Here is a 21,156-nt window from a genome sequence, read left to right as displayed (position 1 = left end):
CTCAGCTACCGCCCAGGTCCTCCTCGAAGGAGGCGTCGTCCTCGCGCCGCACGCTCTCGCCGTCGGCCTCGGTGAAGTCGTTGGTGTCGCGGCCCGAGGACGAAGACGACGACCCGGAGCCGCGCCACGCGTCCCGGCCGTAGTAGCCGTAGTCCTCGTAGTAGTAGCTGGGGTCGTCCTCGTCGGGGCTGGTGTCGTCCGGGTTGCGGTTCTCGTCGCCGTTGTCGGCGGTGCGCGCGCACGTCACGCAGACCGTCTCCTCGCCGTCGAGCATGCGCAGGTGCAGCGCGCAGATGGGCTTCTGGCAGCGCATGCACTGCGTGGACGCCCCGCGCTCACAGGGGTGGGAGAAGAGGAAGCCGGAGGTCTCCAGACACTGCTCGGCGGACGGGAAGGAAGGGGACATGGCGTTGAAGGCTCAGGGCGACGCGGCGCCCGCGGGGGACTGGAGGCGGAAGAGCAGGGCCATGCGCACGGGCAGGTCCAGCGAGGAGAAGCCCAGGCACGCGGCGGCGTCCGGGGACACCGGCTGCTTGGTGGCGAGCAGCGTCTTGCCGGACGGGTCGCGCAGGGACAGCTTGCCGTCGCGCACCTTCACGTGGATTTCCTCCGCGCCGGACGCGCCCTTCACGGACGCGCCTCCGCCGTCGGAGGCCACCGTGTAGAGCACCGCGCCCTGTGCGTCCGTGAGCTTCCACCCGGCGCCCTCGCGCGTCAGCGTGTAGCGCACGGCCGAGCGCGCGGCGTCCTTCACCTGGAACGCGTCCGGGCCGCCCGTGACGTAGGCCAGCACCGCGTCGTCCGGACCGGACACCTTGAGCTCGCCGCCCTTCCACTTGTAGCGGGCCAGCTCCTGGTCCTCGCCGTCGACGAGCTTCGCGCCGTCATCCTTGGGCTTGAGCGAGAAGCGCTCGCGGTCGTCGCCGTCCTTGAACTTGAGCTTGGCGCCGGCCTCCTTCGGCTCGGCATGCGGCTCGGCGGCCGAAGCGGCGGCGGTGGCGGACATCGCCTGCGTGGGCGGAGCGCCGGAGGCGGGAGCCCCCTGCGAACAGGCCAGGGCACCGGACAGGCCGAGGCCCACGAGGAACAGGACACGAAGCTTCACGATGTGGACCTCATGGCCCCGGGCTGGCCCTGGGAGCGGGAGTGGTTGAGCACCTGGTACAGGCTCAAGAGCATCATCGTCGCGGTGCGCGACGCGTCTGGCTTCGAAGGCGCTTGCGGCCGGGGCGCCCTGCCCGATTGCACCTCGGACGGCTCCGGGGCCTTGGGGGCCTGGGCCACCCAGTCCTCGTCCAGCAGGACGCGCAGCTCCACCCGGTCCTCGGCCACACGCACCCGCTTCAGCCGGGCGCCGGAGGGCAGCCGCACGGCGTCCCGTGCGCGCGCCTCCTGGGCCAGGAGCCCGGGGTGACGCTCCGGCTTCACGCGCAGCGCCACCTGCATCAGGCTGACCCCGTTGCGCCGGGCCTTGGTCTTCAGCCTGCCGCTCGCGCTGACCTTCGAGCGCTGGAGCGTGCGCACCTGATCCACCACGGTCAGGTGCAGGTGCGTGCCGTCCGCGAACCGGCCCTGCAGGGACAGCCACGGGTCGACGAAGTCCTGCTGGGTCCGGGGCCCCTGGTTCTCCAGGTGGACGCGCTTGTGCCCCTCCACGGCGGACGTCAGGTCCAGCTTCACGTCCACGGGCGCGTCCTTCAGCAGGTCCACCTGGAAGCGCTCGAGCAGCGTGGCCACGAGCCGGCGGCGCTGCGCCATCTGGGGCTCCACCCAACGCGGCCCCCCCGCCTTCAGCTCCAGGTCCATCCCAAACACCTTGGACACCACGAGCGTCACGAAGCCGCCGAGGATCATCCCGATGAACAGGAGGATGAGCCCGGCGTGAGGCCCCTCCAGCACGAAGCCACGGACCCCGAGGCCCAGCACGCCGGCCACGAGGAGCCCCGTCCCCACGCGCGCGCCAAGCTGGAACGCGTTCAGCGGGGGCCTGGGCGGCGGCTCCTCCATTCTTCGCAGGTCCTCCAGCACCTCCGCCACGGTCGCGTGCCGCTGGTAGACCTGGGTCTTCTGGAAGGCTTCGAGGTCGAGCGGCACGGGAGGGAAGCCTTGTCCAGCGGGAGCGGTTCGCGACCGAGCGTAGGAGGCGCCTCCGGACAGGTCAAACCCGCTGCTGGCGGCCCGGCGGCGCGCTCCGCCGGCGCGTGGTGCCCAGCACCTGGTAGAGGCTCAGGAGCATCATCGTCGCGGCGCGCGCGGCGTCCTGGCGCGCGGGAGGAGCCCGCCCCGCGGGGGCCTTGCCTTCGGGAGGGGCGGGCTTCGTCGTCAGGACCGCCCACTCCTGGTCCAGCACGGCGCGCATCGACAGGCGGTCCTCCGCCACGTCCAGCCGCGACAGCACGACGCCCGGGGGGAGCCGCGCGGCCTGCTTCGCGTTCGCGCGCAGGCCCGCCAGTCCGGGGAAGCGCTCCGGCTTCACGCGCAGCCCCACCTGGAGCAGCGTCTTGCCCTTGCGCTTGGTCTTGAGCTTCGTCTTGCCGCTGCTGCCGCGGCCGTAGCGCTTGCGCTTCTGCAGGTGCTCCACCATGGACAGGTGCAGGTGCGTGCCGTCCGCGAAGCGGCCGTGCAGGGACAGCCACGCGTCGGTGAAGTCCTCGCAGTCCCACCGGCCCCGCTTGGTCTTGCCCACGCACTTGCGCGCGTCATCCTGCGGGGCCAGGTCCAGCTTCACGTCCACGGGCGCGTTCACGTCCAGGTCCACCTGGAAGCGCTGGAGCAGCGTCGCCAGCAATCCGTAGCGCCGGTTGTCCAGGTCCGTGCGGCCCATGCGCGCCCGGATGATGAAGAGGGCGATTCCAGTCGCCAGGCTCGCGAGGGCCAGCAGCCACACGAACGGCACGAAGATGAACACCCCGCCCAAGGCCATGCAGCCCCAGGCGGCGATCCACAGCCCGCGCCGCTTCTGCTCCGCCCGCGCGTCCAGTCCCGCCAGCGTCTTCAGGTCCGCCAGCACGTCCACCACCGGGCCGCGGGTTTCGTAGACGTACGTCTTCTGGAATTCGGAGGAATCAATCGCCACGGTGGAGGGCCTTGTTCAACGGTCAGCGGAAGAAGCCACGCGGGAGCGTAGAAGTCGCCCCCGGGCAGGTCAAACCGACCTGCGGCGTCCGCGCGCCGCCTGCTGCTTCGCGCGCCGCCGGGCGTAGCCCAGCACCTGGTAGAGGCTCAGGAGCATCATCGTCGCGGTGCGGGACGCGTCGTCCTTCTCCAGCGCCTGCTTCCAGAAGGCGGGCGCTTCTGGATCGCCCGCGACCTTCTCCGGCCGCGCCACCCATTCATCGGACAGCCGGGCGCGCAGCGACAGCCGGTCCACGGCGACGCGCACCCGCTCCAGCTCCACGCGCCGGGGCAGGCGCGTGGCGGCGGTGGCGCGGGCCTTGAGCCGCTCCAGGCCGGGGTAGCGCTCCGGCTTCACGCGCACGGACACCTCCAGCCGCGCGGAGCCCTTGCGCTTGGTCTTGGTGCGCGACTTGCCGCTGGCGCTCGTCTTGGAGCGCTCGCGCTTCTGGAGCCGCTCCACCATGCGGATCCGCAGGAAGGTGCCGTCCGCCAGCCGGGTCTCCAGCATGAACCACGGGTCGACGAAGAAGCCCGTGTTCCACCAGCCCACCATGTCCTGCTTCACGCGCTTCTCGAGCAGGTCGGGCGGGCGCAGGTCCAGCTTGAGGCGCACCGGCGCGTCCGGCGACAGGTCCACCTGGAGGCGCTTGAGCAGCACCTGGGCCAGCCCGTAGCGGCGGTTGTCCAGGTCGCGATCCTTGAGTGCGAAACGCCAGAGGAACAGGAAGAGGCCCACGGCGAGCAGCGTCACGCCCACCAGGGCAACGACCTTCAAGAGCTGCATGCCCTCGTCGGAGAACGGCTCCGCGGCGTTCTCCGCGCCCGCCCACGCGCCGTAGCACAGCAGGGCCATCGCCCCGCCGACAATCCCGGTGAGCCCCCCGCCCCACGCCAGGGCGCTGCGCTGCGCTTCCGCGCGGGCGTCCAGTCCGCCCAGGACCTCCAGGTCCTCGAGCAGCTCCGGCACCGGAGCGCGGGACTGGTAGCGGAAGACTTCGTGGAAACGGCTGACGTTGACCGCCAAGGCGGTGGACTCCCTGCGACGCCCGTCGGGCGGACCGTGCGCGAGCGTAGGGGCCCGCGCGAACGACGGTCAAACCGCGTTGCGGCCGCGCCGCTTCTTGCGGCCCCGCTCCGGCTTCGCGAGCGGCGCGCGGACGGGCTTGGGCGGTGGCGGTGCGGGCGGTGACAGCGGAAACCGGGCGACGTGGAGCAGCTGGTAGAGGCTCAGGAGCATCAGCGTCACCGTGCGGGACACGTCCGGCCCGTGGTACGGCCCGCGCTTCGCGCCCGGGACCTCCCTGGGCACCACGGCGACCCAGTAGGGGTCCGCCAGCCGCACCCGCAGCCGGAGCCGGTCCTCCGCGATGCGCAGCCGCTGGAGCTTCACGTCGCGGGGCAGGCGGACGGCGGGAAGGGCCCGGGCCTCCGTCAGCGACGCGAGCAGGGGATGCCGCCGGGGCTTCACGCGCAGCTGGACGTCCACGAACAGCACGTCCCGGGCCTTGGTCCTCAGGTACCGGGCGTCCCTCCCCTGCCAGCGGGTGGGCCGGTGCCTGCGCCGCTCCACCGCGCGCAGGCGCAGGTGCGCGCCATCCGCCAGCCGCGTCTCCAGCAGCAGCCACGCATCGAGCCCATCCGCGGGGCGCTCGGTCCAGTAGGACGGACGGGAGGCCCCCGACCCGGGCCCGTTCGGCCGGGGCAGCGGCACGAGCCGCAGGTGCACGGGCGCCCCCGGCGGGAGGTCTCCCTGGAGGCGCTGGAGCACGCGGACCGCGAGCAGCCGGCGGCGGTCCGGGGCGAACGCGGGCATCCACTGCTCGTGGAGGGGGACGGTCCACCCCAGACGGTGGAACAGCAGGCCCACCGCCAGCCCGAACGCCAGGAGCATGGCCAGGAGGGCGACGCCGCCGGAGAGGACTCCCCCGGCCACGGCGCACAGGGCCACGCCCCCCAGCACGGTGAAGGTCACGGCCCGGCGCCTGTTCCGGGTCCTGGCCCAGGCCTTCGGGATGGCGTCCAGGTCGCGCAGCACCTGCTCCACGGGCGCACGCAGCTCCACGGTGTTCCACGCGGGGTCCTTCTCACCACCGGTCGCCACGCGCGCTCCTCACCGTGATGCCGTGCCCGGCACGCGGGCGGGGCCATGCTAGCCGAAGGGCCCGGAGGCCACGCGGCGGGCGCCGGGGGAGGCGGGCTGTTAGGTAGGATGGAGCGGCCCCAACGGCATCGGGCGCGAGGTGGACCGTGGACGAAGTGAGCCGGAGAGCGGCGCTGAAACTCATCGCGGCGGCGGGCATCACCACTGCTGCCGCGGGGTGCTCACGCGGCGCAGGAAAGGCAGAGGAGTCGAAGATGAGTCAGCAGCAGGCGCAGCAACCGGAAGCCATTGTCCGCGTGGATCCACTCGGGCCCTCCCCCACCCCGTGGCGGACGCCGGATCCGTTCCTCTTCTGCGTGCACCACGACGACCGCTATCCCCAGGGCAACGAGCAGCTGGGACCGAAGGCGTCGCTCGCGGGCCGGGACATCGGCCAGGACTTCGCGGGGCGGGACGGCTGGAACATGTACCACGGCACCGTGGTGCCGGGCTTCCCGCAGCACCCGCACCGGGGCTTCGAGACGGTGACCATCGTGCGCAACGGGCTCTTGGACCACTCGGACTCGCTGGGCGCGGCGGCGCGCTTCGGCGGGGGCGACGTGCAGTGGCTCACCGCGGGCGGCGGCATCAACCACTCGGAGATGTTCCCGCTGCTCAAGCAGGACCAGGGCAACCACATCGAGCTGTTTCAGATCTGGCTCAACCTGCCGCGCGCCAACAAGATGGTGCAGGCGCACTTCTCCATGCTGTGGGACCACGTCATCCCGCGCCACGAGGCGAAGGATGACGCGGGCCGGACCACGCACATCACCGTGGTGGCGGGCAACCTGCGGGACGTGAAGGCGCCGCCCCCGCCGCCCAAGTCCTGGGCCGCGAACCCGGACGCGGACGTGGCCATCTGGACGCTGAAGATGGAGCCGGGCGCGCGCTGGACGCTGCCCGCGGCGTCGCGCGGCACGAACCGGATGCTCTACTTCTTCCTGGGCTCGCGTCTGAGCGTGGGTGGGAAGGCCGTGCCGGTGCGCAACGCCATCGAGCTGCGCGCGGACGTGGACGTGGTGCTGGAGAACGGCCCGGAGACGGCGGAGCTGCTGCTGCTCCAGGGCAAGCCCATCGGCGAGCCGGTCGTGCAGTACGGCCCGTTCGTGATGAACTCGCGGCAGGAGATCCAGCAGGCCTTCGCGGACTACCAGCGCACGGGCTTCGGCGGCTGGCCCTGGCCCAGCCACGACCCGGTGCACGCGCGAGAGGAAGGCCGCTTCGCGCGGCACGCGGACGGCCACGTCGAGCGGCCGGCCTGATCAGGGCTTCTTCGGCTTGGCGCCATCCCAGTTGAAGCCCACCGTGGGCGCCTTGACGGTCTTCGCGTCCTTCATGAGGAAGCCCTCCTGGCGCGTGCTGGCGCGCTCCAGGGCGGGCTTCAGGGCCGCGGGGATGGGCAGCAGCAGGCCCACCACGTACATGCTCCCGCGGCACACCTCCGCCGCGTAGCCGAAGGAGATGCGCACGGCGACCTTGTCGCCTTCCAGGTGATGGAAGGCGACGGAGCGCTTCACGTTGTCCAGGCCGTACTCGAAGCCCACGCAGTCCTCGCCCGCTTGCAGGCTCTGGAGCAGCGCCTCCACGGTCTTCGCGTCCTGGAAGGCCTGGGGGTCGTCGCCGATGTACTTCCGCACGTAGCCGTCCGCCTTGAGGGCCTTGAGGACGTCCTTCTCCGGGAACACGTCCAGCAGGTTGAAGGCGTCCTTGCCCTTCGTCACGTCCTGGGTGACGTAGATGCGGCTCGCGTACGGGTGCGCGCCCCCGGTGTAGCCCCCGTTGGAGTCCTCGTAGCTCACCCACGGGCCCACCACGGACAGCACGGTGAAGGACTGGGAGGCCTCCCAGTTGGACGTGTCCTGCGTGGCGTCCACGCCCTCCGTGACGCTGGCGAGGAAGTCCTTCTTGCGCGACTGGAGGCCGAAGACCTCCTTGCCGTCGCGAAGCGTGCGCAGGTCCTTGGACGACATCTCGAACGTGACGTCGGAGCCGGTGACCTTCCACGTGAGAGGCTGGGACTTGGGAGCAGGCGCGGCCGTGAGCAGCGCCACCATCACCACGGAGCTCATGAGCATGCGCACCAGTCTACCCGAGCTCTTCAAGTCCCCTGTTCAGTGCGTGAGCTGCTCCCCGACGGTGGAGGCAATCGTCTGGAGCCCTTCGCGGGAGCGGCCCAGGGGCTTGTGAGGCAGGGTGCGCAGCCCGGTGAGCCCGATGCCCAGCGAGCCGCCCACCAGCACACCGCCAATCACGAGCGCGCCTTTGACGGGCCGCTTCGGCAGCGCGAGGGCCGCCGCGATGATCAGGGCGCTCACCCCCGTCATCCCCATCCACGCGCTCGCGCCCAGCAACAGCGAACTCTTCGCGGTGTTCTTCGCGTCCTCCTTCAAGTCCTGACGGGCGAGCTCCGCCTCCTTCTTGAGGATGCGCTTGCCCTGCGTGAAGATCGTCGACATCAGCGACGGGCGCTGCTGCGGCTGCCCGGCCTGCTGCTTCTGCTCGTCCATGGAGCGCTCCGGTGGGTTGAGGGTCCTTGGGGAAAAACTAGGACCGCACCGCCGGAAGCGCGCGGCAGGGGGGGCGGGGCAGCGAGAACCAGGTCCGCTACGTTGTGACGAGGGTGCTGAGCGACGCGCCGGTGCGGACCGGCTCCCCGTTTGCCGCCGGGCCGCCGTCGCGGTAGCACCGGGCCGTGGGCACCTCCGGAATCGTCTACGCGTCCTTCGACCGCTTCCCCGCGCCCAAGGGCGCCGCCGTGCACATCCGCGCCTTCGTGGAGGCCCTGGGCGCCGCGTTCGGCCCGGTGGACCTCGTGGCCATCGGCGACGCGCCGGGCGCTCCTCCGCCTGCCCTGGGTCCCCACGTCACCTACCACCCGCTGGGTGCCCGCGGGAAAGACCTGGTCGCCCAGGCGCTGACGTTCCGCTCGCACCTGGGCGCGTGGTGGCAGGGCCGGCCGCGCGCGAAGGTCGTCCACGTCCGCTCCATCTTCGAGGGCTACCCCATCGCCCGCCGCAAGGCCGCCCTCACCGATGCCCTCGTCTACGAGGTCAACGGCCTGCCCTCCATCGAACTCAAGTACCACCACCCCGACGTCGCCGATGACGCGGAGCTGATGCGCAAGCTGCTCGCCCAGGAAGAGGCCTGTCTCCAGGCCGCGGACCTCCTCGTCACCCCCAGCGCCGTCACCGCCGAACACCTGGTGTCACGCGGCGCGGACCCCAAGCGCCTGCGCGTCATCCCCAACGGCGTGGACCTGGACGTGTTCCGCTACGCGCTCCCACGCCCCCCGGAGGCCGGGCGCCCGTTGCGCATGCTCTACAGCGGCACCATGACCGCGTGGCAGGGCGTGCACCACGCCATCGAGGCCTGCCGCCTCCTGCGCCGCGACCTCCCGGTGACGCTCACCCTCGTGGGCCCCCTGCGCAAGCACGCGCGCCGCGCCCTCCTGGACCGCTGCGGCGACCTCGTGCTCCAGGGCGCGGTCGAAATCCTCGAACCCCTGCCCCAGGAAGAGCTGGCCCGGCTGCACCACGCCTGTGACGTCGTGCTCGTGCCGCTGCCCGTGAACGACCGCAACTGCGTGCAGGGCTGCTGCCCGCTGAAGCTCCTGGAGGCCATGGCCACCGGCACGCCCGTCGTCGTCAGCGACCTGCCCGTGGTGCGCGCGCTCGCCGAAGCGACCGAGGCCTTCCGCATCCGCCCCGGCTCCCCCAAGGCCATCGCGGAGGCCGTGAAGGACCTCGTCGCGAATCCCGCCCTCGGCGCCGCGCTCAGCGCCAACGCCCGCACCCGCATCGAACGCGACTTCCCGTGGGGCCGCGCGCAGGAAGCGCTCGTGAACGCCTACTCGGACGACCTGGGCATCGCGCGCGTCAGCACCCGCGTCAACACCGCGGCCTCCGCGTCCGCCTGAAAGCCCGCCTCGATGCGCGCTCGCGCCGCCGCGCCCAGCGCCGCGCGCTTCGCCTCGGGCATCCCCAGCACGTCCAGGCACGCCTGCCCCAGGTGGTTGAGCAGGGCCTTCTCCACGATGAAGCCCTCCACCCCGGACTCCACCGCCTCCGGGATGCCGCCCGCGTCGCTGGCGATGACCGGCCGCGCGCACGCCATCGCCTCCAGGAGCGCGTTGGGCATGCCCTCCCACAAGGACGGCTGGAGATACACGTCACACAGCCGCAGGTGCTCCGCGATGAGCGCCGGGGACTCCAGCGCGCCGGAGATGATGATGCGCGCCGCGTCCTCCGGATGCTCCGCGCGGTAGGCCACCAGGTGCTCCGCGTCCCGGGCGCGCACCTCGCCAATCACCAGCAGGCACGCGGGCCGCACGCGGCGCACCTCCGTGAGCGCGGACAAGAGGAACGGCAGCCCCTTCTTGTGGCGCAGCTCCCCGGAGAAGCCGAGCACCGCCTCGCCCGGCGGGATGCCCAGCCGCTCGCGCAGGGCCGCGTCCGCCGGCCCCGGTGAGAACAGCGCCGTGTCCACCGCGTTGGGGATGACCTCCACGCCCGGGTCGCGCCCCAGCAGCATCGCCATCTTCCGGCCCAGGTCCGCGGACGCGGCCGTGAGCACGTCCGCTCGCTGGAGGGTCCAGAGCAGGCGGGCGAAGTCCCCCGGCGGGAACATCAGCTGATCCACGTCGTTGCCCCGCGCGCTGATGACGGACTTGAGCCCCGCGCTCTGCGCGAACACCACCGCGAGGAAGCCCGGCGGGAACAGGTAGTGCCCCCACACCAGGTCATACCTGCGCCGCGCGTGCAGGTGGCCGAGCACATCGAGCGTGTGCTGCATGGACAGGTCCGCGCTGCCGAACAACCCCAGCCGGTGCAGCGTCACGCCCTTCGCGAACGGCGACACGTCCCCCGCGTCCTGCACCGTCTCCAGCGCCCCCGGCGGCGCCGTGCGCGTCCACGCAACCACGTCCACGCGTGCGCCCAGCCGCACGAGCGAGCCCGCGGTGCGCGCGCCGCTGCGGGCGAGCCCTCCGATGTCGGGGGGAAAGCGCTCGGCGAGGAGGAGGACGCGGGGACCGGAGGCCATGCCCTGAATCTACCCGGCCGCGCGCGCCGGCAGGCGGGGAACCGCGAGGGATGAAAGGCGCAAGGTGTCCCGTTGCAACGCCCAATCCATGACGCAACCCCCGACTGAATCCCTCTCCCCGGACGCCTCCCCTTCCACCTCGGGTTCCAAGGGCCTCCTTGCCTCCCTGTGGTTGGCGGTGAAGGGCTCCACCGAGGACCTGGCCACCGGGCCCGTGGATCGCGCCTTCCTGCTGCTCTCCGTGCCCATGGTGCTGGAGATGGTGATGGAGTCCGTCTTCGCGCTGGTGGACGTGCTCTTCGTGTCGCGCCTGGGCGCGGACGCCATCGCCACCGTGGGCCTCACGGAGTCCGTGCTCACGCTCTTCCAGACCGTGCCGCTGGGGCTGTCCATCGGCGCCACCGCGCTCATCGCCCGGCGCATCGGGCAGAAGGACCCGGAGCGCGCCGCGAGCGCCGCCGTGCAGACGCTGGGCCTGGGGCTCGCGCTGTCCGTGCCGCTGGCGCTCGCCGGCGCCCTCTTCGCGCGTCCGCTGCTCATGGTGCTGGGCGCGGCGCCCGGCGTGGTGGAGCACGGCGTGGGCTACACGCGGCTGATGCTGGGCGGCTTCCCCATCATCATGCTGCTGTTCCTCATCAGCGCCGTCCTGCGCGGCGCGGGGGACGCGGCCACGTCCATGCGCGCGCTGTGGCTGGCCAACTCCGTGAACATCGTGCTCGCGCCGCTGTTCATCTTCGGCCTGGGCCCCGTGCCCGCCATGGGCGTCACCGGCGCCGCGCTGGCCACGACCCTCGGCCGCTCCACCGGCGTGGTGTATCAGGTGTATCGCCTGCTCAAGGGCAGCGGACGTCTGGAACTGCGCCGCCGCCACCTGCGCGTGGAGCCGGACACGCTGCGCTCGCTGCTCAAGCTGTCGGGAGGCGCCACGCTCCAGTCGCTGCTGGGCATGTCCAGCTGGCTGGTGCTGATGCGCATTGTCGCCACCTTCGGCAGCACCGCGCTCGCGGGCTACACGCTGGCCATGCGCATCCTGCTCTTCGTGCAGCAGCCCTCGTGGGGCCTCTCCCACGCGGCGGGCACGCTGGTGGGCCAGAGCCTGGGCGCGGGCGACACCGACCGCGCGGAGCGGGCCGCGTGGCGCGCCAGCTTCTACACGCTCGCGTTCCTGGGCGTGGTGGCGGTGGGCTTCCTGTTCTTCGCGGAGCCCCTCATCCACCGCTTCACCACGGAGCCGGAGGTGGCCCAGCACGCCGCGCACTGCCTGCGCATCGTCAGCTGCAGCCTGGCCCTCTACGCCTTCGTCACCGTGCTGCCCCACGCCTTCAACGGCGCCGGGGACACCACCACCCCCACCGTGGTGAACGCCCTGTTCTCCTGGGGCCTCCAGCTGCCGCTCGCGTGGGTCCTCTCCCATCCGCTCGGCCTGGGCCCGTCGGGCGCGTTCATCGCCATCGCCGTCACCTACGGCGCGCTCGGTCTGGCCAGCGCCGCCCTCTTCCGGCGCGGCGGGTGGAAGCTGCGACACGTCTGAGACCGCCCTCCACCAGCCGACAGTCCATACCGCCCGGGGGCTGAGTTGAAAGCCCCCGGGGAGTGCGGACTTTCCCGAAACTCTCGCAGCGGGTGGGTGCGCTCAAGCGCCTCCAGCCACGGAGCTCCCCTCACCCCGGGGTGCCTCCAACGTGTCGCCGCGAGGGCATGGGGATCCACGGTTGGGGAGGGGCTTCACACATGGCGGGCAACGAGCGGCTGGGCGTGGCGGTGGTGGGCTTGGGTGGCGCGGTGGCGACGACGGCGGTGGCGGGCATGGAGTTGCTGCGCCGGGGGCGGGTGGACACGCGGGGGCTGCCGCTGGCGGACGCGAAGGGCATGGGGCTGGTGGACTATGGCGCGCTGACGTTCGGCGGCTGGGACCTGTTCGAGGACGACCTGGCGCACGCGGCGCGCAACCACGCGGTGCTGACGGAGGCGCAGCTGGACGCGGTGGCGCCCACGCTGGGGCGCATGCGGCCCTGGCCCGCGGCCTCCAACGCCCGGTTCTGCAAGAACGTCGTGGGCACCGCGACGAAGAAGGCGCGCACCCTGCGTGAGCAGGTGCAGGCCATCCGCGAGGACCTGCTGCGCTTCAAGGAGCGCGAGCAGCTGGACCGCGTGGTGGTGGTGAACCTGGCCTCCACGGAGAAGGCCGTGGACCTCACCCGTCCGGAGTTCGCCACGCCGGAGGCCTTCGAGAAGGCCCTGGACGCGAACGACCCGGACATCGGCCCCGCGATGCTCTACGCGTACGCGGCCATCGTGGACGGCATCCCGTTCGCCAACTTCACGCCCAGCGTCGCCGCGGACGTGCCCGCGCTGCTGCTGCTGGCGAAGCGCACCGGCGCGCCCATCGCGGGCAAGGACGGCAAGACGGGGCAGACGCTGCTCAAGACGGTGCTCGCGCCCGCGCTGCGCGACCGCGCGCTGCACGTGGACGGCTGGTACTCCACCAACATCCTGGGCAACCGCGACGGCGAGGCCCTCAACGACCCGGCGTCGCGGCAGAACAAGCTCGACACCAAGGGCGCCGCGCTGGACAGCATCCTCGGCTACAAGGTCCAGGACCACGTCGTCTCCATCCAGTACTACCGCCCGCGCGGGGACAACAAGGAGGCCTGGGACAACATCGACGTGACGGGCTTCCTCGGGCAGCCCATGCAGCTGAAGCTCAACTTCCTCTGCAAGGACTCCATCCTCGCCGCGCCGCTGGTCGTGGAGCTGGCGCGCACGCTGGACCTGGCGAAGCGCCGGGGTGAAGGCGGCGTCATCGACGCGCTGGGCTGCTTCTTCAAGGCCCCCATGTCGCAGGACGGCCAGCCCGTGGAGCACGCCATGCCGGAGCAGCAGCGCCGCCTGATGGCGTGGCTCTCCCAGGGCCGCGTGCGGCAGGCGGAGCGCACCCCGGAACGCATCAGGGGCTGAGGCCATGAACGCACCCGCGCTCGACACGGCGGCGCCGAGCCGTCTGGCGGAGCTCCGTCCGCTCCTCTCGGAGCTGATGGACCTCAAACGCATCCGCACCCCGGACCACCCGGACGGCCTGGCGGCGCACGGCTTCCGTCGCGCGTGGGCGGCCCTGGCGTCCGGCCTGGACCCGAGCACCGTGGCGCTGCGGGAGACGGCGCGCGCGGTGGCGGCGGTGCGGCTGGGCGGCCTGGACCTGGACGTCCTCCAGCGGGCGGGGCTGTCCCCGCGGGAGGCGCTGCGGGTGCTGGGCCGGGGGCTGGAGGCGGTCTCCCGGCCACTGGAGCCACGGCTGCGCGAGCAGCTGTCCGCGGCGCTCGCGCGGACGCCGGAGGAGGCGTGTCACGCGCCGCCGCCCCGGTTCGTGGAGCGGCTGGTGCATCAACCCCGCGCCGGGGCCACGTTCCCCGGCCGGCCGCGCATCATCGTCTCGCCGCAGGAAGGCCACGCGGACCACTGCTACGCGGTGGCGGTGGGCGCGGTGCTCGTCGCCCCGTGCTTCGGCGCGTCCCCGGCCCTGCCCTTCGTGGCGGGGCTGGCGCATCACCTCTTCAACGCCGCGCTGCCGGACGCGGGCTACGGCGGCGAGGCCCTGCTGGGCGACCTGCTGGAGCCCGTCATGAAGCGCCTCACGGAAGCAGCCCTGGCCACGCTGCCGGAGCGGCTGGCCGGCGTCGTGCGGCAGGCGCTGGCGCTCACCGGCAACGTGGACTCGGCGGAGGCGCGCGCCTTCAACGCCTCGGACGCGCTGGACCGGGTGCTGGAGCTGGAGGCCCACGCGAGAGCCGCGGGCTTCACCCTGCGCCAGGCCATGGAGGACCTGGAGCTCATCCACCCCGGTCCCCTCCAGGCGTTCGGCAACGGCGTGCTGCGTGACGCCGGGGTGTGGCCCTGAAGCGGGCGGCGGTTTCCTGAACCTTCCGAAAGAGGCGGTGACCATGTTCGAGGTGAAGCCGAAGGCCCGCAAGCTGGGCTGGGCGGTGGTGGGCTGTGGCTGGGTGGCGCGGGACTACGTCATCCCGGCGCTCCAGGGCGCGAGCAACGCGCGGCTGGTGGCGCTGTGCGACGCGAACGTGGACGCGCTGCTGCGCATCCCCGCGGACGACGTCGCCCGGTATACGGCGTTGGGGTCGGTGCTGACGGACAAGGACGTGGAGGCCGTCTACATCGCCACGCCCAACCACCTGCACGCGGCGATGACGGAGGCGTGCGCGGCGGCGGGCAAGCACGTGCTGTGTGAGAAGCCCATGGCCGTCACGCCCCGGGACGGCCTGCGCATGGTGTCCGCGTGCCAGCGCGCGGGCGTGCACTACGCCACCGCCTTCGACCAGCGCCACCACGCGGCGCACCGCAAGCTGCGCACGCTGGTGAAGGAGGGCGTGCTGGGCACCATCACCCAGGCGCGCATCCACTACGCCTGCTGGCTGCCCGCGGACTGGACGCCGGACAACTGGCGCATCGACCCGGAGCAGGCCGGCGGCGGCGCGATGATCGACCTGGCGCCGCACGGCCTGGACCTGCTGGAGGTGGTGCTGGGCGACGAGTGGGAGTCGCTCACCGCCATGACGCAGCGGCGCGTGCACGACTACGCCGTGGACGATGGCGCGGTGCTGATGGGCCAGTTCAAGAGCGGCACGCTGGGCCTGCTGCAGGTGGCCTACAACTGCCCGGACGCGTACCCCCGGCGCACGCTGGAGCTCATCGGCACGAAGGCGCGCGCGCTCGCGTACAAGACCATGGGCCAGACGCCCGGCGGCTCCCTGTCCCTCACCGACGCGAGGACGGGCGAGGAGACGTGGCTCCACCTGTCGCCGGAAGAGGACCGCAGCCCCTTCCTCAACCAGCTGGAGACCTTCTCCGCGTGCGTGCTGGAGCGCCGCCCGCAGCCGTACGCGCCGGAGCGCGACGTGCGGCTCGTGGGGCTGCTGACGCAGGCCACGCAGGACGGGAAGGCGTATCCGGCATGTCACTGACCCGCTACGCCTGCACCCACTGCGGCACGTGGCAGCCGGGCTTCCCCAGCGAGCCCCCCACGGGCTGTCCCACCTGCCTGGACGTGCGCAACGCGCTGCCGCGCGACGGCTGGGAGTTCCAGACGGCGGGCCAGGTGTCGGAGCGGCTGTCCACGCGCTGGGAGGAGACGGTGCCCGGCATCTGGGGCTTCTCCTGCACGCCGCCCTTCGGCCTGGGCTCCACGGGGTGGTTCCTGCGCAGGCCGGAGGGCAACGTCGCCTTCGAGGGCGCGCCCTGGTACTCGCGGCCCGCGCTGGAGTTCATCGAGGTGATGGGCGGCCTCCAGGTGCTGTCCGCTTCGCACCCGCACGGCTTCGGGGCGCTGTGGCAGCTGCAGGAGCGCTTCGACCCGCTGCTCGTGCTGCACCGGGACGCGGTGCAGTACAGCAAGGCCTTCCAGGTGCGCTGGCCGGTGGATGACGAGCATGAGCTGGCGCCGGACCTGACGCTGCACTGCGTGGGGGGCCACTACGAGGGCCAGACGGTGCTGTACGACGCGCGCACCCGCTCGCTGTTCTGCGGCGACGCGCTGAAGGTGGACCTGGACGCGCGGGGCAGGCCCACGGGGCTGTCGTGCCACAAGGGCTTCCACTACGCGATTCCGCTGAGCCACGGCGAGCTGCGCCGCTACCGCGCGGTGCTCAAGCAGCTCCCGTTCCAGAACGTCTTCACCCCGTTCGAGTTCGCGCGCGGCGTCACCCGCGAGCACGCGCTGGCGCTGTTCGACCGGCTGCTCGCGGGCATGCCGCACACCCGTCCCCTGCCCTTGGAGGAACTGTCATGAGCCTTGCCCGAGCCCTGGATGCCTACCACCACGCCGTGTCCACCGGCGCCCTGCAGATGTTCCGCATCGACCCCATCGACCGGCTGGGGATCCCCGTGGCCTCCGCCAGCCTGCGGCTCGGCGACGGTCCGGGCGCGGTGCTGCACGGCAACGGCTACGGCCGCACGGACGACGAGGCGCGCGTGGGCGCGCTGGGTGAATTGGTGGAGGAGACCTTCTGCGAGTACGCGATGCAGCGGATGCCGCGCGTGCACGGCAGCTACGCGGCGCTGGTGCGAGCGCGGGGCCCCACGGCGGTGGCGGATCCGCTCACGCTGGGGCTGCCCGCGGGCAGTCCGTACACGCCCGACCTGCCGCTCGTCTGGGTGGAGGTGCAGCGGCTGGCCACCGGCGAGCGGGTGCTGGTGCCGGAGGAGTACGTCGCCATCCACCCCGGGCAGCTGCAGGGGAAGGCGCCGCTCATCACGCCCATCACCAACGGCCAGGGCGCGGGGCTGACGCGGCCCCAGGCGCTGGCGCACGGCCTCTTGGAGCTGCTCCAGCGCGACGGCAACGGCCTCATGTACCGCGCCATGGACCAGGGCGTGCTGCTGGACCTGGAGACCGCGGACCTGGCGCCGGACGTGCGCGAGCTCTTGGCGCGCTACCGGCGCGCGGGCGTGGAGGTGATGGCGAAGCTGGCCAGCACGGACTTCGGCATGGTGAACCTGTACGTGGTGGGCCGAGACCTGTCCGTGGGGGACCAGCCGCTGATGGTGACGGCGTGCGGCGAGGCGGCGGACCCGGACCGCGACCGGGCGCTGCGCAAGGCGCTGCTGGAGTACGCCTGCTCGCGCGCGCGCAAGGCGTTCATGCACGGGCCGCTGAGCGAGGTGGCCCGGGTCGCGACGCCGGAATACATGGACCGCTTCGTGCCGCAGGTGGACCTGGACGCGGAGGAGCCGCGCGCGCTCAACGCGATGGTGGAGTGGGCGCGGATGCCGGCCGCGGCGCTGCGCGAGCTGACGGCGTGCACGCTGATGGTCCGCCAGAAGGTGCGCTTCGAGGACCTGCCCCGCTCGCCCGTGGTGGAGGACCCGTCGCTGCGGTGTGACCACGTCGTGCGGCAGCTGCACGCGGCGGGCTTCGACGTCCTGGTCGCGGACCTGTCGCCGCCGGGCCGTCAGGTGCACGTGGTGAAAGCGCTGGTGCCGGGGCTGGAAGTGGAGACGATGACGTACTACCGCGTGGGCGAGCGCAACGTGGCGCGGCTCCTGGAGCGGCGTGACCCGCTGGTGGGCTTCGGGGCGCCGCCGCCGGGAGCGCAGCCGGTGCGGCTGACGCCGGAGGCCGAGGAGCGGCTGGGCGGGCCGGTCTGGTTCAACGTGCGGCTGGCGGAGGCGCGCGTGGGGCGGCTGTACGCGCTCTACCGGGAGCCGGACCGCCACGCGGTGCCGAAGGTGCTCGCCAGCCGTCGCTTCGGGGGGCAGTGAGCCATGGCGCTGCGCTTCGCGTACAACACCAACGGCGTGTCCAACCACCGCTTCGAGGACGCGCTCGGCCTCATCGCGGACAGCGGCTACGACGGCGTGGCCCTGACGCTGGACCACCACCACTTCGACCCGTTCGCGCCGGACTTCGAGCGGCGCACGGAGCAGCTGGCCGCGCGACTGGAGCGGCTGGGCCTGGGGCTGGTGGTGGAGACGGGGGCGCGCTTCCTCCTGGACCCTCGCCAGAAGCACGAGCCCACGCTCATCACCCCGGACGCGCCAGGGCGTGAGCGGCGGCTGGAGTTCCTCAAGCGCGCGGTGGACGTGTGCGCGACGTGCCGGGGGGAGGCGGTGTCCTTCTGGGCGGGCGTGCCCCGCCCGGGCGTGACGGAGGAGGCCGCGTGGCCCTGGCTGGTGGACGGGGTGGCGCGGCTCTCCGAGTACGCGGCGGCGCACGGCGTGGCGCTGGCGGTGGAGCCGGAGCCGGGGATGCTGGTGGAGACGGTGGACGGCTGGCGCCGGTTGCAGGCCCGGGTGCCCGGGGTGCGTCTGGCGTTGGACGTGGGGCACCTGCTGGTGACGCAGGAGCGGACGCCCGCGGAGGCGGTGCGCGAGTTCGCCCCGGTGCTGGGCACGGTGGCGCTGGAGGACATGAAGCGCGGCGTGCATGAGCATCTTCCGTTTGGTGAAGGGGACGTGGACGTGCCGTCCGTCCTGCGCGAGCTGACGCGGGCGGGCTACGACAAGCTGGTGTGCGTGGAGCTGTCCCGGGACGCGCACCGGGCGCACGAGCTGGTGCCCCGGGCGCTGGAGTGGCTGAGGGAGCGCCTGCCGACGGGCGCGGAGGTGGCGGCGTGAACAGCGTGAGCGGGCTGCGGATCTGCTTCATCTCCCGGCGCTTCTTCCCGGCCATCTCCGGGATGAGCGTCTATGCGCTGAACCTGGTGCGGGAGCTGGTGGCGTGCGGGCATGACGTGACGATGGTGAGCCAGTACCGCAACGACCCGGCCGGCATGGCGGTGTACGGGGGCGGGCCGCCGCCGGGCATCCCGGGCGCGCACGTGCTGGGCTGCGAGTCGCGCGGTGAGCAGCGCATCAACCAGGGCCAGCCGGCGAGCTTCGAGCAGGACCTGGAGGCGCTGGTGGACACGGTGGTCCGCGAGCACCGGCGCAAGCCCTTCGACCTCATCCATGCGCAGTACGGCTACCCGTGCGGCCTGGCGGCGCTGGAGGCGGCCAGGCGGCTGGGCTTGCCCAACGTCGTCTCCATCCAGGGAGGGGACGGGCACTGGGTGGGGACCTGCTGCGGGACGCACAAGCAGGCGATGCTCGCGGTGCTGGGCCATGCGGGAGCGCTGCTGATTGGCAGCAGGTCCTTCGCGGAGGAGGTGCGGGGACACCACGGGACGCCGCTGGAGCGGTTCACCATCGTCCCCGGCGCCACGGACACGCAGCGCTTCCACCCGAGGCATGAGTCCATGCTGGGGGAGACGCGGGACGTGCCGGTGTGGCTGTACCACGGCCGGGTGGACGCGCGGAAAGGCGTGATGGAGCTGCTGGACGCCGTGCGGCGGCTGGTGGCGGACGGGCGGAGGTTCCGGCTGCGCGTGTCTGGGATTGGACCGGATGTCGAAGCGGTGCGCGCGAGGGTGGAGGCGGAAGGGCTCCAGGACGTGGTGGAGCTGACAGGGGTGTCCACCTACGCGGAGGCGCCGGACCTGTACCGGAGCGGGGACCTGTTCGTGTCGCCCACGTATTCGGAAGGGTTCTCCAACACGCTGCTGGAGGCGATGGCGTCCGGGCTGCCCATCGTGTCCACGCGGGCGGTGGGCGTGGTGGACTGCCTGGAGGACGGGAGGGACGGGCTGCTGGTGCCGCCGAAGGACAGCGCCGCGCTGGCGGAGGCGATGGGCCGGCTGATGGACGACGCGCCGCTGCGCAAGCGGCTGGCGGCCACGGCGCTGCGCGAGGTGCGGGAGCTGTACTCGTGGCAGGCGGTGGGGCGGAGGATCCAGGGCGTGTACACGGAGCTGACGGGTACGCGGCCGGACACGCGCTGGACGCACCTGTACGACCCGGCGACGACGCAGGAGCGCGCGGATCCGACGTGCCGGTTCCGGGCGGCGCCGCACCTGCTATGAGCACGGCCCTGTTCGTGTCGCCGCACCTGGACGACGTGGCCTTCTCCTGCGGCGGCACGCTGGCGGCATTGAAGGCGAAGGGGTGGACGGTGGCGCTCGTCACCGTCTTCACGCGGTCGGTGCCGGAGCCGAAGGGCTTCGCGCTGCAATGCCAGACCTCGAAGGGGCTGGGGCCGGAGGTGGACTACATGGCCCTGAGGCGCAAGGAGGACCGGGCCTTCGCGGCCTGCATGGGCGTGGACCACGTGACATGGGGGAACCTGGAGGAAGCGCCGCACCGGGGCTACGGGAGCCCGGAGGAGCTGTTCCAGCCACCTCGGTCCGATGACGTCATCGAAGCGAAGGTGGCGGCCTGTCTGAAGCCGGTGTTGTGGGAGCTGAAGCCGGACCGGGTGTTCGTGCCCCAGGCCCTGGGAAGCCACGTGGACCACGTGCAGGTGGTGCGAGCCGTGAAGGGGCTGGGCCTCCCCGCGGACCGCGTCCTCTACTACCGGGACACGCCCTACGCCGTGCGCGAACCGAAGGCGCACCCGGATGCCGCCGTGCCCCAGGGCCTGCGCCCGCTGGCGGTGGACATCACGGAGCACCTGGCGAAGAAGGTGGAGGGCTGCGTCCGCTACGGCACGCAGCTGGCGTTCCAGTTCGGCGGAGTGGACGGCCTGGCACGGACGCTCACGGCCTTCCACCGGATGGAAGCGCAGGCACGGGGACAACCGGGGGCCGCGGAGGTGTTCCTCGCGGAGTAATCACAGGTCCCGCAGCAGGCCCGCGGCATTGAGTACCTGGTGCACCTCCGTAGCCAGCCGGACGTGCTCCGGATTCGTCACCGTGAACCGTTCTTCGGTGAGGATGACCAGGGTTCCCAGGTCCTCCACGGGCTCGACGCGTACAGGGGCGGGAAGCGGCGGAACGTCCCCCCATTTCCGGGAGAAGTAGGTCATCCAGCCCACGAAGGTGCCCGCGTATCCTGAGGAAGGCGACAGCTGGTCCCGATACTGCCGTGAGGCAACGACGCCCCACGTCGGCTCCCAACAGCGCACCACGGCCAGGAGCACTTCGCGTAAGACGGGCGTGGTCAGGACGCGTTCAGCCACTTCTCCCTGGTGAGGAGGATCGACGACACACACCGAAGTCGGCACAGCGTCCGCAGAGCCGCAGAAGCCATTGACCGCGGTTGCTTCGTCCCGGGTCGGTCCCGTCCATAACCAGTAGCTAAAGGCATCGCCAATACGGTTCTTCTTTCGGGCGAACAGCTCCAAGAAGGACGCTTGGTGGGTCTGAAACTGGCGTGCCTGGGCTTTCTTGAAGGTCCGTCCGGTCTCGTGCCACTGACGCCACGTCGGTTCAAGGTGGCCCAGGCTCTCAAACAATCTCTCCGCTCTGTGGGCACAAGACGCGTCGGACTCGTGCCGCGCCATCCAGTAAGCCCCGACGTAGTACGTGTCCGACATT

General features: G+C 72.1%; 21 protein-coding genes. 11 read left to right on the top strand and 10 right to left on the bottom strand.

Features of this window, described 5'->3' with window-relative positions:
• Position 1 precedes the first annotated feature (1 nt).
• From NR792_RS28445 to NR792_RS28420, 6 genes are all read right to left on the bottom strand, one after another.
• Positions 2-406, bottom strand: coding sequence for a hypothetical protein (locus NR792_RS28445; RefSeq protein WP_375755841.1), 405 nt, complete (start codon positions 404-406; stop codon positions 2-4).
• 12 nt (positions 407-418) lie between these two features.
• Positions 419-1,105 carry a hypothetical protein gene (locus tag NR792_RS28440; protein ID WP_375755840.1) on the bottom strand — a complete coding sequence of 229 codons (687 nt, stop codon included), beginning with the start codon at positions 1,103-1,105 and terminating at the stop codon, positions 419-421.
• Positions 1,102-2,094, bottom strand: a complete 993-nt coding sequence (locus tag NR792_RS28435; protein WP_375755839.1) for a hypothetical protein — start codon at positions 2,092-2,094, stop codon at positions 1,102-1,104. The genes NR792_RS28440 and NR792_RS28435 overlap by 4 nt, the downstream gene beginning before the upstream one ends.
• A 64-nt stretch (positions 2,095-2,158) precedes the next feature.
• Positions 2,159-3,076 carry a hypothetical protein gene (locus NR792_RS28430; RefSeq protein ID WP_375755838.1) on the bottom strand — a complete coding sequence of 306 codons (918 nt, stop codon included), beginning with the start codon at positions 3,074-3,076 and terminating at the stop codon, positions 2,159-2,161.
• Between the two features lie 69 nt (positions 3,077-3,145).
• A complete protein-coding gene (locus NR792_RS28425; RefSeq protein ID WP_375755837.1) occupies positions 3,146-4,141 on the bottom strand; it encodes a hypothetical protein in 996 nt (331 codons plus the stop codon).
• A 69-nt stretch (positions 4,142-4,210) separates the two neighbouring features.
• A complete protein-coding gene (locus NR792_RS28420) occupies positions 4,211-5,218 on the bottom strand; it encodes a hypothetical protein (protein ID WP_375755836.1) in 1,008 nt (335 codons plus the stop codon).
• Positions 5,219-5,472: 254 nt separating this feature from the next.
• Between NR792_RS28420 and NR792_RS28415 the strand changes: the two genes are divergently transcribed.
• Positions 5,473-6,519: a pirin family protein gene (locus NR792_RS28415; RefSeq protein WP_375755835.1), complete on the top strand. Its 1,047-nt coding sequence runs from the start codon at positions 5,473-5,475 to the stop codon at positions 6,517-6,519.
• Here the strand turns inward: NR792_RS28415 and NR792_RS28410 are convergent, their stop codons facing one another.
• Both NR792_RS28410 and NR792_RS28405 read right to left on the bottom strand, forming a co-directional pair.
• Positions 6,520-7,332 carry a hypothetical protein gene (locus NR792_RS28410; protein ID WP_375755834.1) on the bottom strand — a complete coding sequence of 271 codons (813 nt, stop codon included), beginning with the start codon at positions 7,330-7,332 and terminating at the stop codon, positions 6,520-6,522. It abuts the gene before it with no gap.
• 36 nt (positions 7,333-7,368) lie between these two features.
• Positions 7,369-7,764, bottom strand: a complete 396-nt coding sequence (locus tag NR792_RS28405; RefSeq protein WP_375755833.1) for a phage holin family protein — start codon at positions 7,762-7,764, stop codon at positions 7,369-7,371.
• Between the two features lie 185 nt (positions 7,765-7,949).
• Here NR792_RS28405 and NR792_RS28400 point away from each other — a divergent pair, with 185 nt between their 5' ends.
• Positions 7,950-9,173 carry a glycosyltransferase family 4 protein gene (locus tag NR792_RS28400; RefSeq protein ID WP_375755832.1) on the top strand — a complete coding sequence of 408 codons (1,224 nt, stop codon included), beginning with the start codon at positions 7,950-7,952 and terminating at the stop codon, positions 9,171-9,173.
• Here NR792_RS28400 and NR792_RS28395 read toward each other — a convergent pair.
• Positions 9,104-10,297, bottom strand: coding sequence for a glycosyltransferase (locus NR792_RS28395; RefSeq protein ID WP_375755831.1), 1,194 nt, complete (start codon positions 10,295-10,297; stop codon positions 9,104-9,106). The two genes, NR792_RS28400 and NR792_RS28395, sit on opposite strands and share 70 nt — an antisense overlap.
• Before the next feature lie 88 nt (positions 10,298-10,385).
• Between NR792_RS28395 and NR792_RS28390 the strand changes: the two genes are divergently transcribed.
• From NR792_RS28390 to NR792_RS28350, 9 genes are all read left to right on the top strand, one after another.
• Positions 10,386-11,828: an MATE family efflux transporter gene (locus tag NR792_RS28390; protein ID WP_375755830.1), complete on the top strand. Its 1,443-nt coding sequence runs from the start codon at positions 10,386-10,388 to the stop codon at positions 11,826-11,828.
• A 200-nt stretch (positions 11,829-12,028) separates the two neighbouring features.
• Entirely contained in the window at positions 12,029-13,255 is a 1,227-nt protein-coding gene (locus NR792_RS28385; RefSeq protein WP_375755829.1) for an inositol-3-phosphate synthase, read from the top strand.
• Positions 13,256-13,259: 4 nt separating this feature from the next.
• Complete coding sequence (locus tag NR792_RS28380; protein ID WP_375755828.1) at positions 13,260-14,192, top strand: hypothetical protein; 933 nt, start codon at positions 13,260-13,262, stop codon at positions 14,190-14,192.
• A 43-nt stretch (positions 14,193-14,235) separates the two neighbouring features.
• Complete coding sequence (locus tag NR792_RS28375) at positions 14,236-15,270, top strand: Gfo/Idh/MocA family protein (protein ID WP_375755827.1); 1,035 nt, start codon at positions 14,236-14,238, stop codon at positions 15,268-15,270.
• Positions 15,261-16,094 (top strand): hypothetical protein, encoded by an 834-nt coding sequence (locus NR792_RS28370; RefSeq protein WP_375755826.1) that lies wholly within the window; start codon positions 15,261-15,263, stop codon positions 16,092-16,094. The genes NR792_RS28375 and NR792_RS28370 overlap by 10 nt, the downstream gene beginning before the upstream one ends.
• The gene (locus tag NR792_RS28365) at positions 16,091-17,566 is read left to right on the top strand and encodes a YcaO-like family protein (protein ID WP_375755825.1); all 1,476 of its coding nucleotides are present in this window, start codon (positions 16,091-16,093) and stop codon (positions 17,564-17,566) included. Before NR792_RS28370 ends, NR792_RS28365 begins: the two co-directional genes overlap by 4 nt.
• Positions 17,567-17,569: 3 nt before the next feature.
• On the top strand, positions 17,570-18,421 hold the full coding sequence (locus tag NR792_RS28360) for a sugar phosphate isomerase/epimerase family protein (RefSeq protein ID WP_375755824.1): 852 nt from the start codon (positions 17,570-17,572) through the stop codon (positions 18,419-18,421).
• Complete coding sequence (locus tag NR792_RS28355; protein WP_375755823.1) at positions 18,418-19,704, top strand: glycosyltransferase family 4 protein; 1,287 nt, start codon at positions 18,418-18,420, stop codon at positions 19,702-19,704. The genes NR792_RS28360 and NR792_RS28355 overlap by 4 nt, the downstream gene beginning before the upstream one ends.
• Positions 19,701-20,450 (top strand): PIG-L deacetylase family protein, encoded by a 750-nt coding sequence (locus NR792_RS28350; protein ID WP_375755822.1) that lies wholly within the window; start codon positions 19,701-19,703, stop codon positions 20,448-20,450. The genes NR792_RS28355 and NR792_RS28350 overlap by 4 nt, the downstream gene beginning before the upstream one ends.
• Here the strand turns inward: NR792_RS28350 and NR792_RS28345 are convergent, their stop codons facing one another.
• Positions 20,451-21,155: an immunity 52 family protein gene (locus NR792_RS28345; RefSeq protein ID WP_375755821.1), complete on the bottom strand. Its 705-nt coding sequence runs from the start codon at positions 21,153-21,155 to the stop codon at positions 20,451-20,453. It lies immediately after the preceding gene.
• Position 21,156: the final 1 nt, after the last annotated feature.

The sequence above is a fragment of the Corallococcus exercitus genome, assembly GCF_042231735.1.
Taxonomy (GTDB): domain Bacteria; phylum Myxococcota; class Myxococcia; order Myxococcales; family Myxococcaceae; genus Corallococcus; species Corallococcus exercitus_B.
The sequence above is the reverse complement of the archived record's forward strand: the minus strand, read 5'-3'. Positions and strand labels throughout refer to the sequence as shown.

What these genes read in the sequence shown, in the direction of transcription:
- NR792_RS28445 (WP_375755841.1), bottom strand. Translation starts at nt 406, where the DNA reads ATGTCCCCTTCCTTCCCGTCCGCCGAGCAGTGTCTGGAGACCTCCGGC.
- NR792_RS28415 (WP_375755835.1), top strand. Translation starts at nt 5,473, where the DNA reads ATGAGTCAGCAGCAGGCGCAGCAACCGGAAGCCATTGTCCGCGTGGAT.
- NR792_RS28410 (WP_375755834.1), bottom strand. Translation starts at nt 7,332, where the DNA reads ATGCTCATGAGCTCCGTGGTGATGGTGGCGCTGCTCACGGCCGCGCCT.
- NR792_RS28405 (WP_375755833.1), bottom strand. Translation starts at nt 7,764, where the DNA reads ATGGACGAGCAGAAGCAGCAGGCCGGGCAGCCGCAGCAGCGCCCGTCG.
- NR792_RS28395 (WP_375755831.1), bottom strand. Translation starts at nt 10,297, where the DNA reads ATGGCCTCCGGTCCCCGCGTCCTCCTCCTCGCCGAGCGCTTTCCCCCC.
- NR792_RS28390 (WP_375755830.1), top strand. Translation starts at nt 10,386, where the DNA reads ATGACGCAACCCCCGACTGAATCCCTCTCCCCGGACGCCTCCCCTTCC.
- NR792_RS28385 (WP_375755829.1), top strand. Translation starts at nt 12,029, where the DNA reads ATGGCGGGCAACGAGCGGCTGGGCGTGGCGGTGGTGGGCTTGGGTGGC.
- NR792_RS28380 (WP_375755828.1), top strand. Translation starts at nt 13,260, where the DNA reads ATGAACGCACCCGCGCTCGACACGGCGGCGCCGAGCCGTCTGGCGGAG.
- NR792_RS28375 (WP_375755827.1), top strand. Translation starts at nt 14,236, where the DNA reads ATGTTCGAGGTGAAGCCGAAGGCCCGCAAGCTGGGCTGGGCGGTGGTG.
- NR792_RS28370 (WP_375755826.1), top strand. Translation starts at nt 15,261, where the DNA reads ATGTCACTGACCCGCTACGCCTGCACCCACTGCGGCACGTGGCAGCCG.
- NR792_RS28365 (WP_375755825.1), top strand. Translation starts at nt 16,091, where the DNA reads ATGAGCCTTGCCCGAGCCCTGGATGCCTACCACCACGCCGTGTCCACC.
- NR792_RS28360 (WP_375755824.1), top strand. Translation starts at nt 17,570, where the DNA reads ATGGCGCTGCGCTTCGCGTACAACACCAACGGCGTGTCCAACCACCGC.
- NR792_RS28350 (WP_375755822.1), top strand. Translation starts at nt 19,701, where the DNA reads ATGAGCACGGCCCTGTTCGTGTCGCCGCACCTGGACGACGTGGCCTTC.
- NR792_RS28345 (WP_375755821.1), bottom strand. Translation starts at nt 21,155, where the DNA reads ATGTCGGACACGTACTACGTCGGGGCTTACTGGATGGCGCGGCACGAG.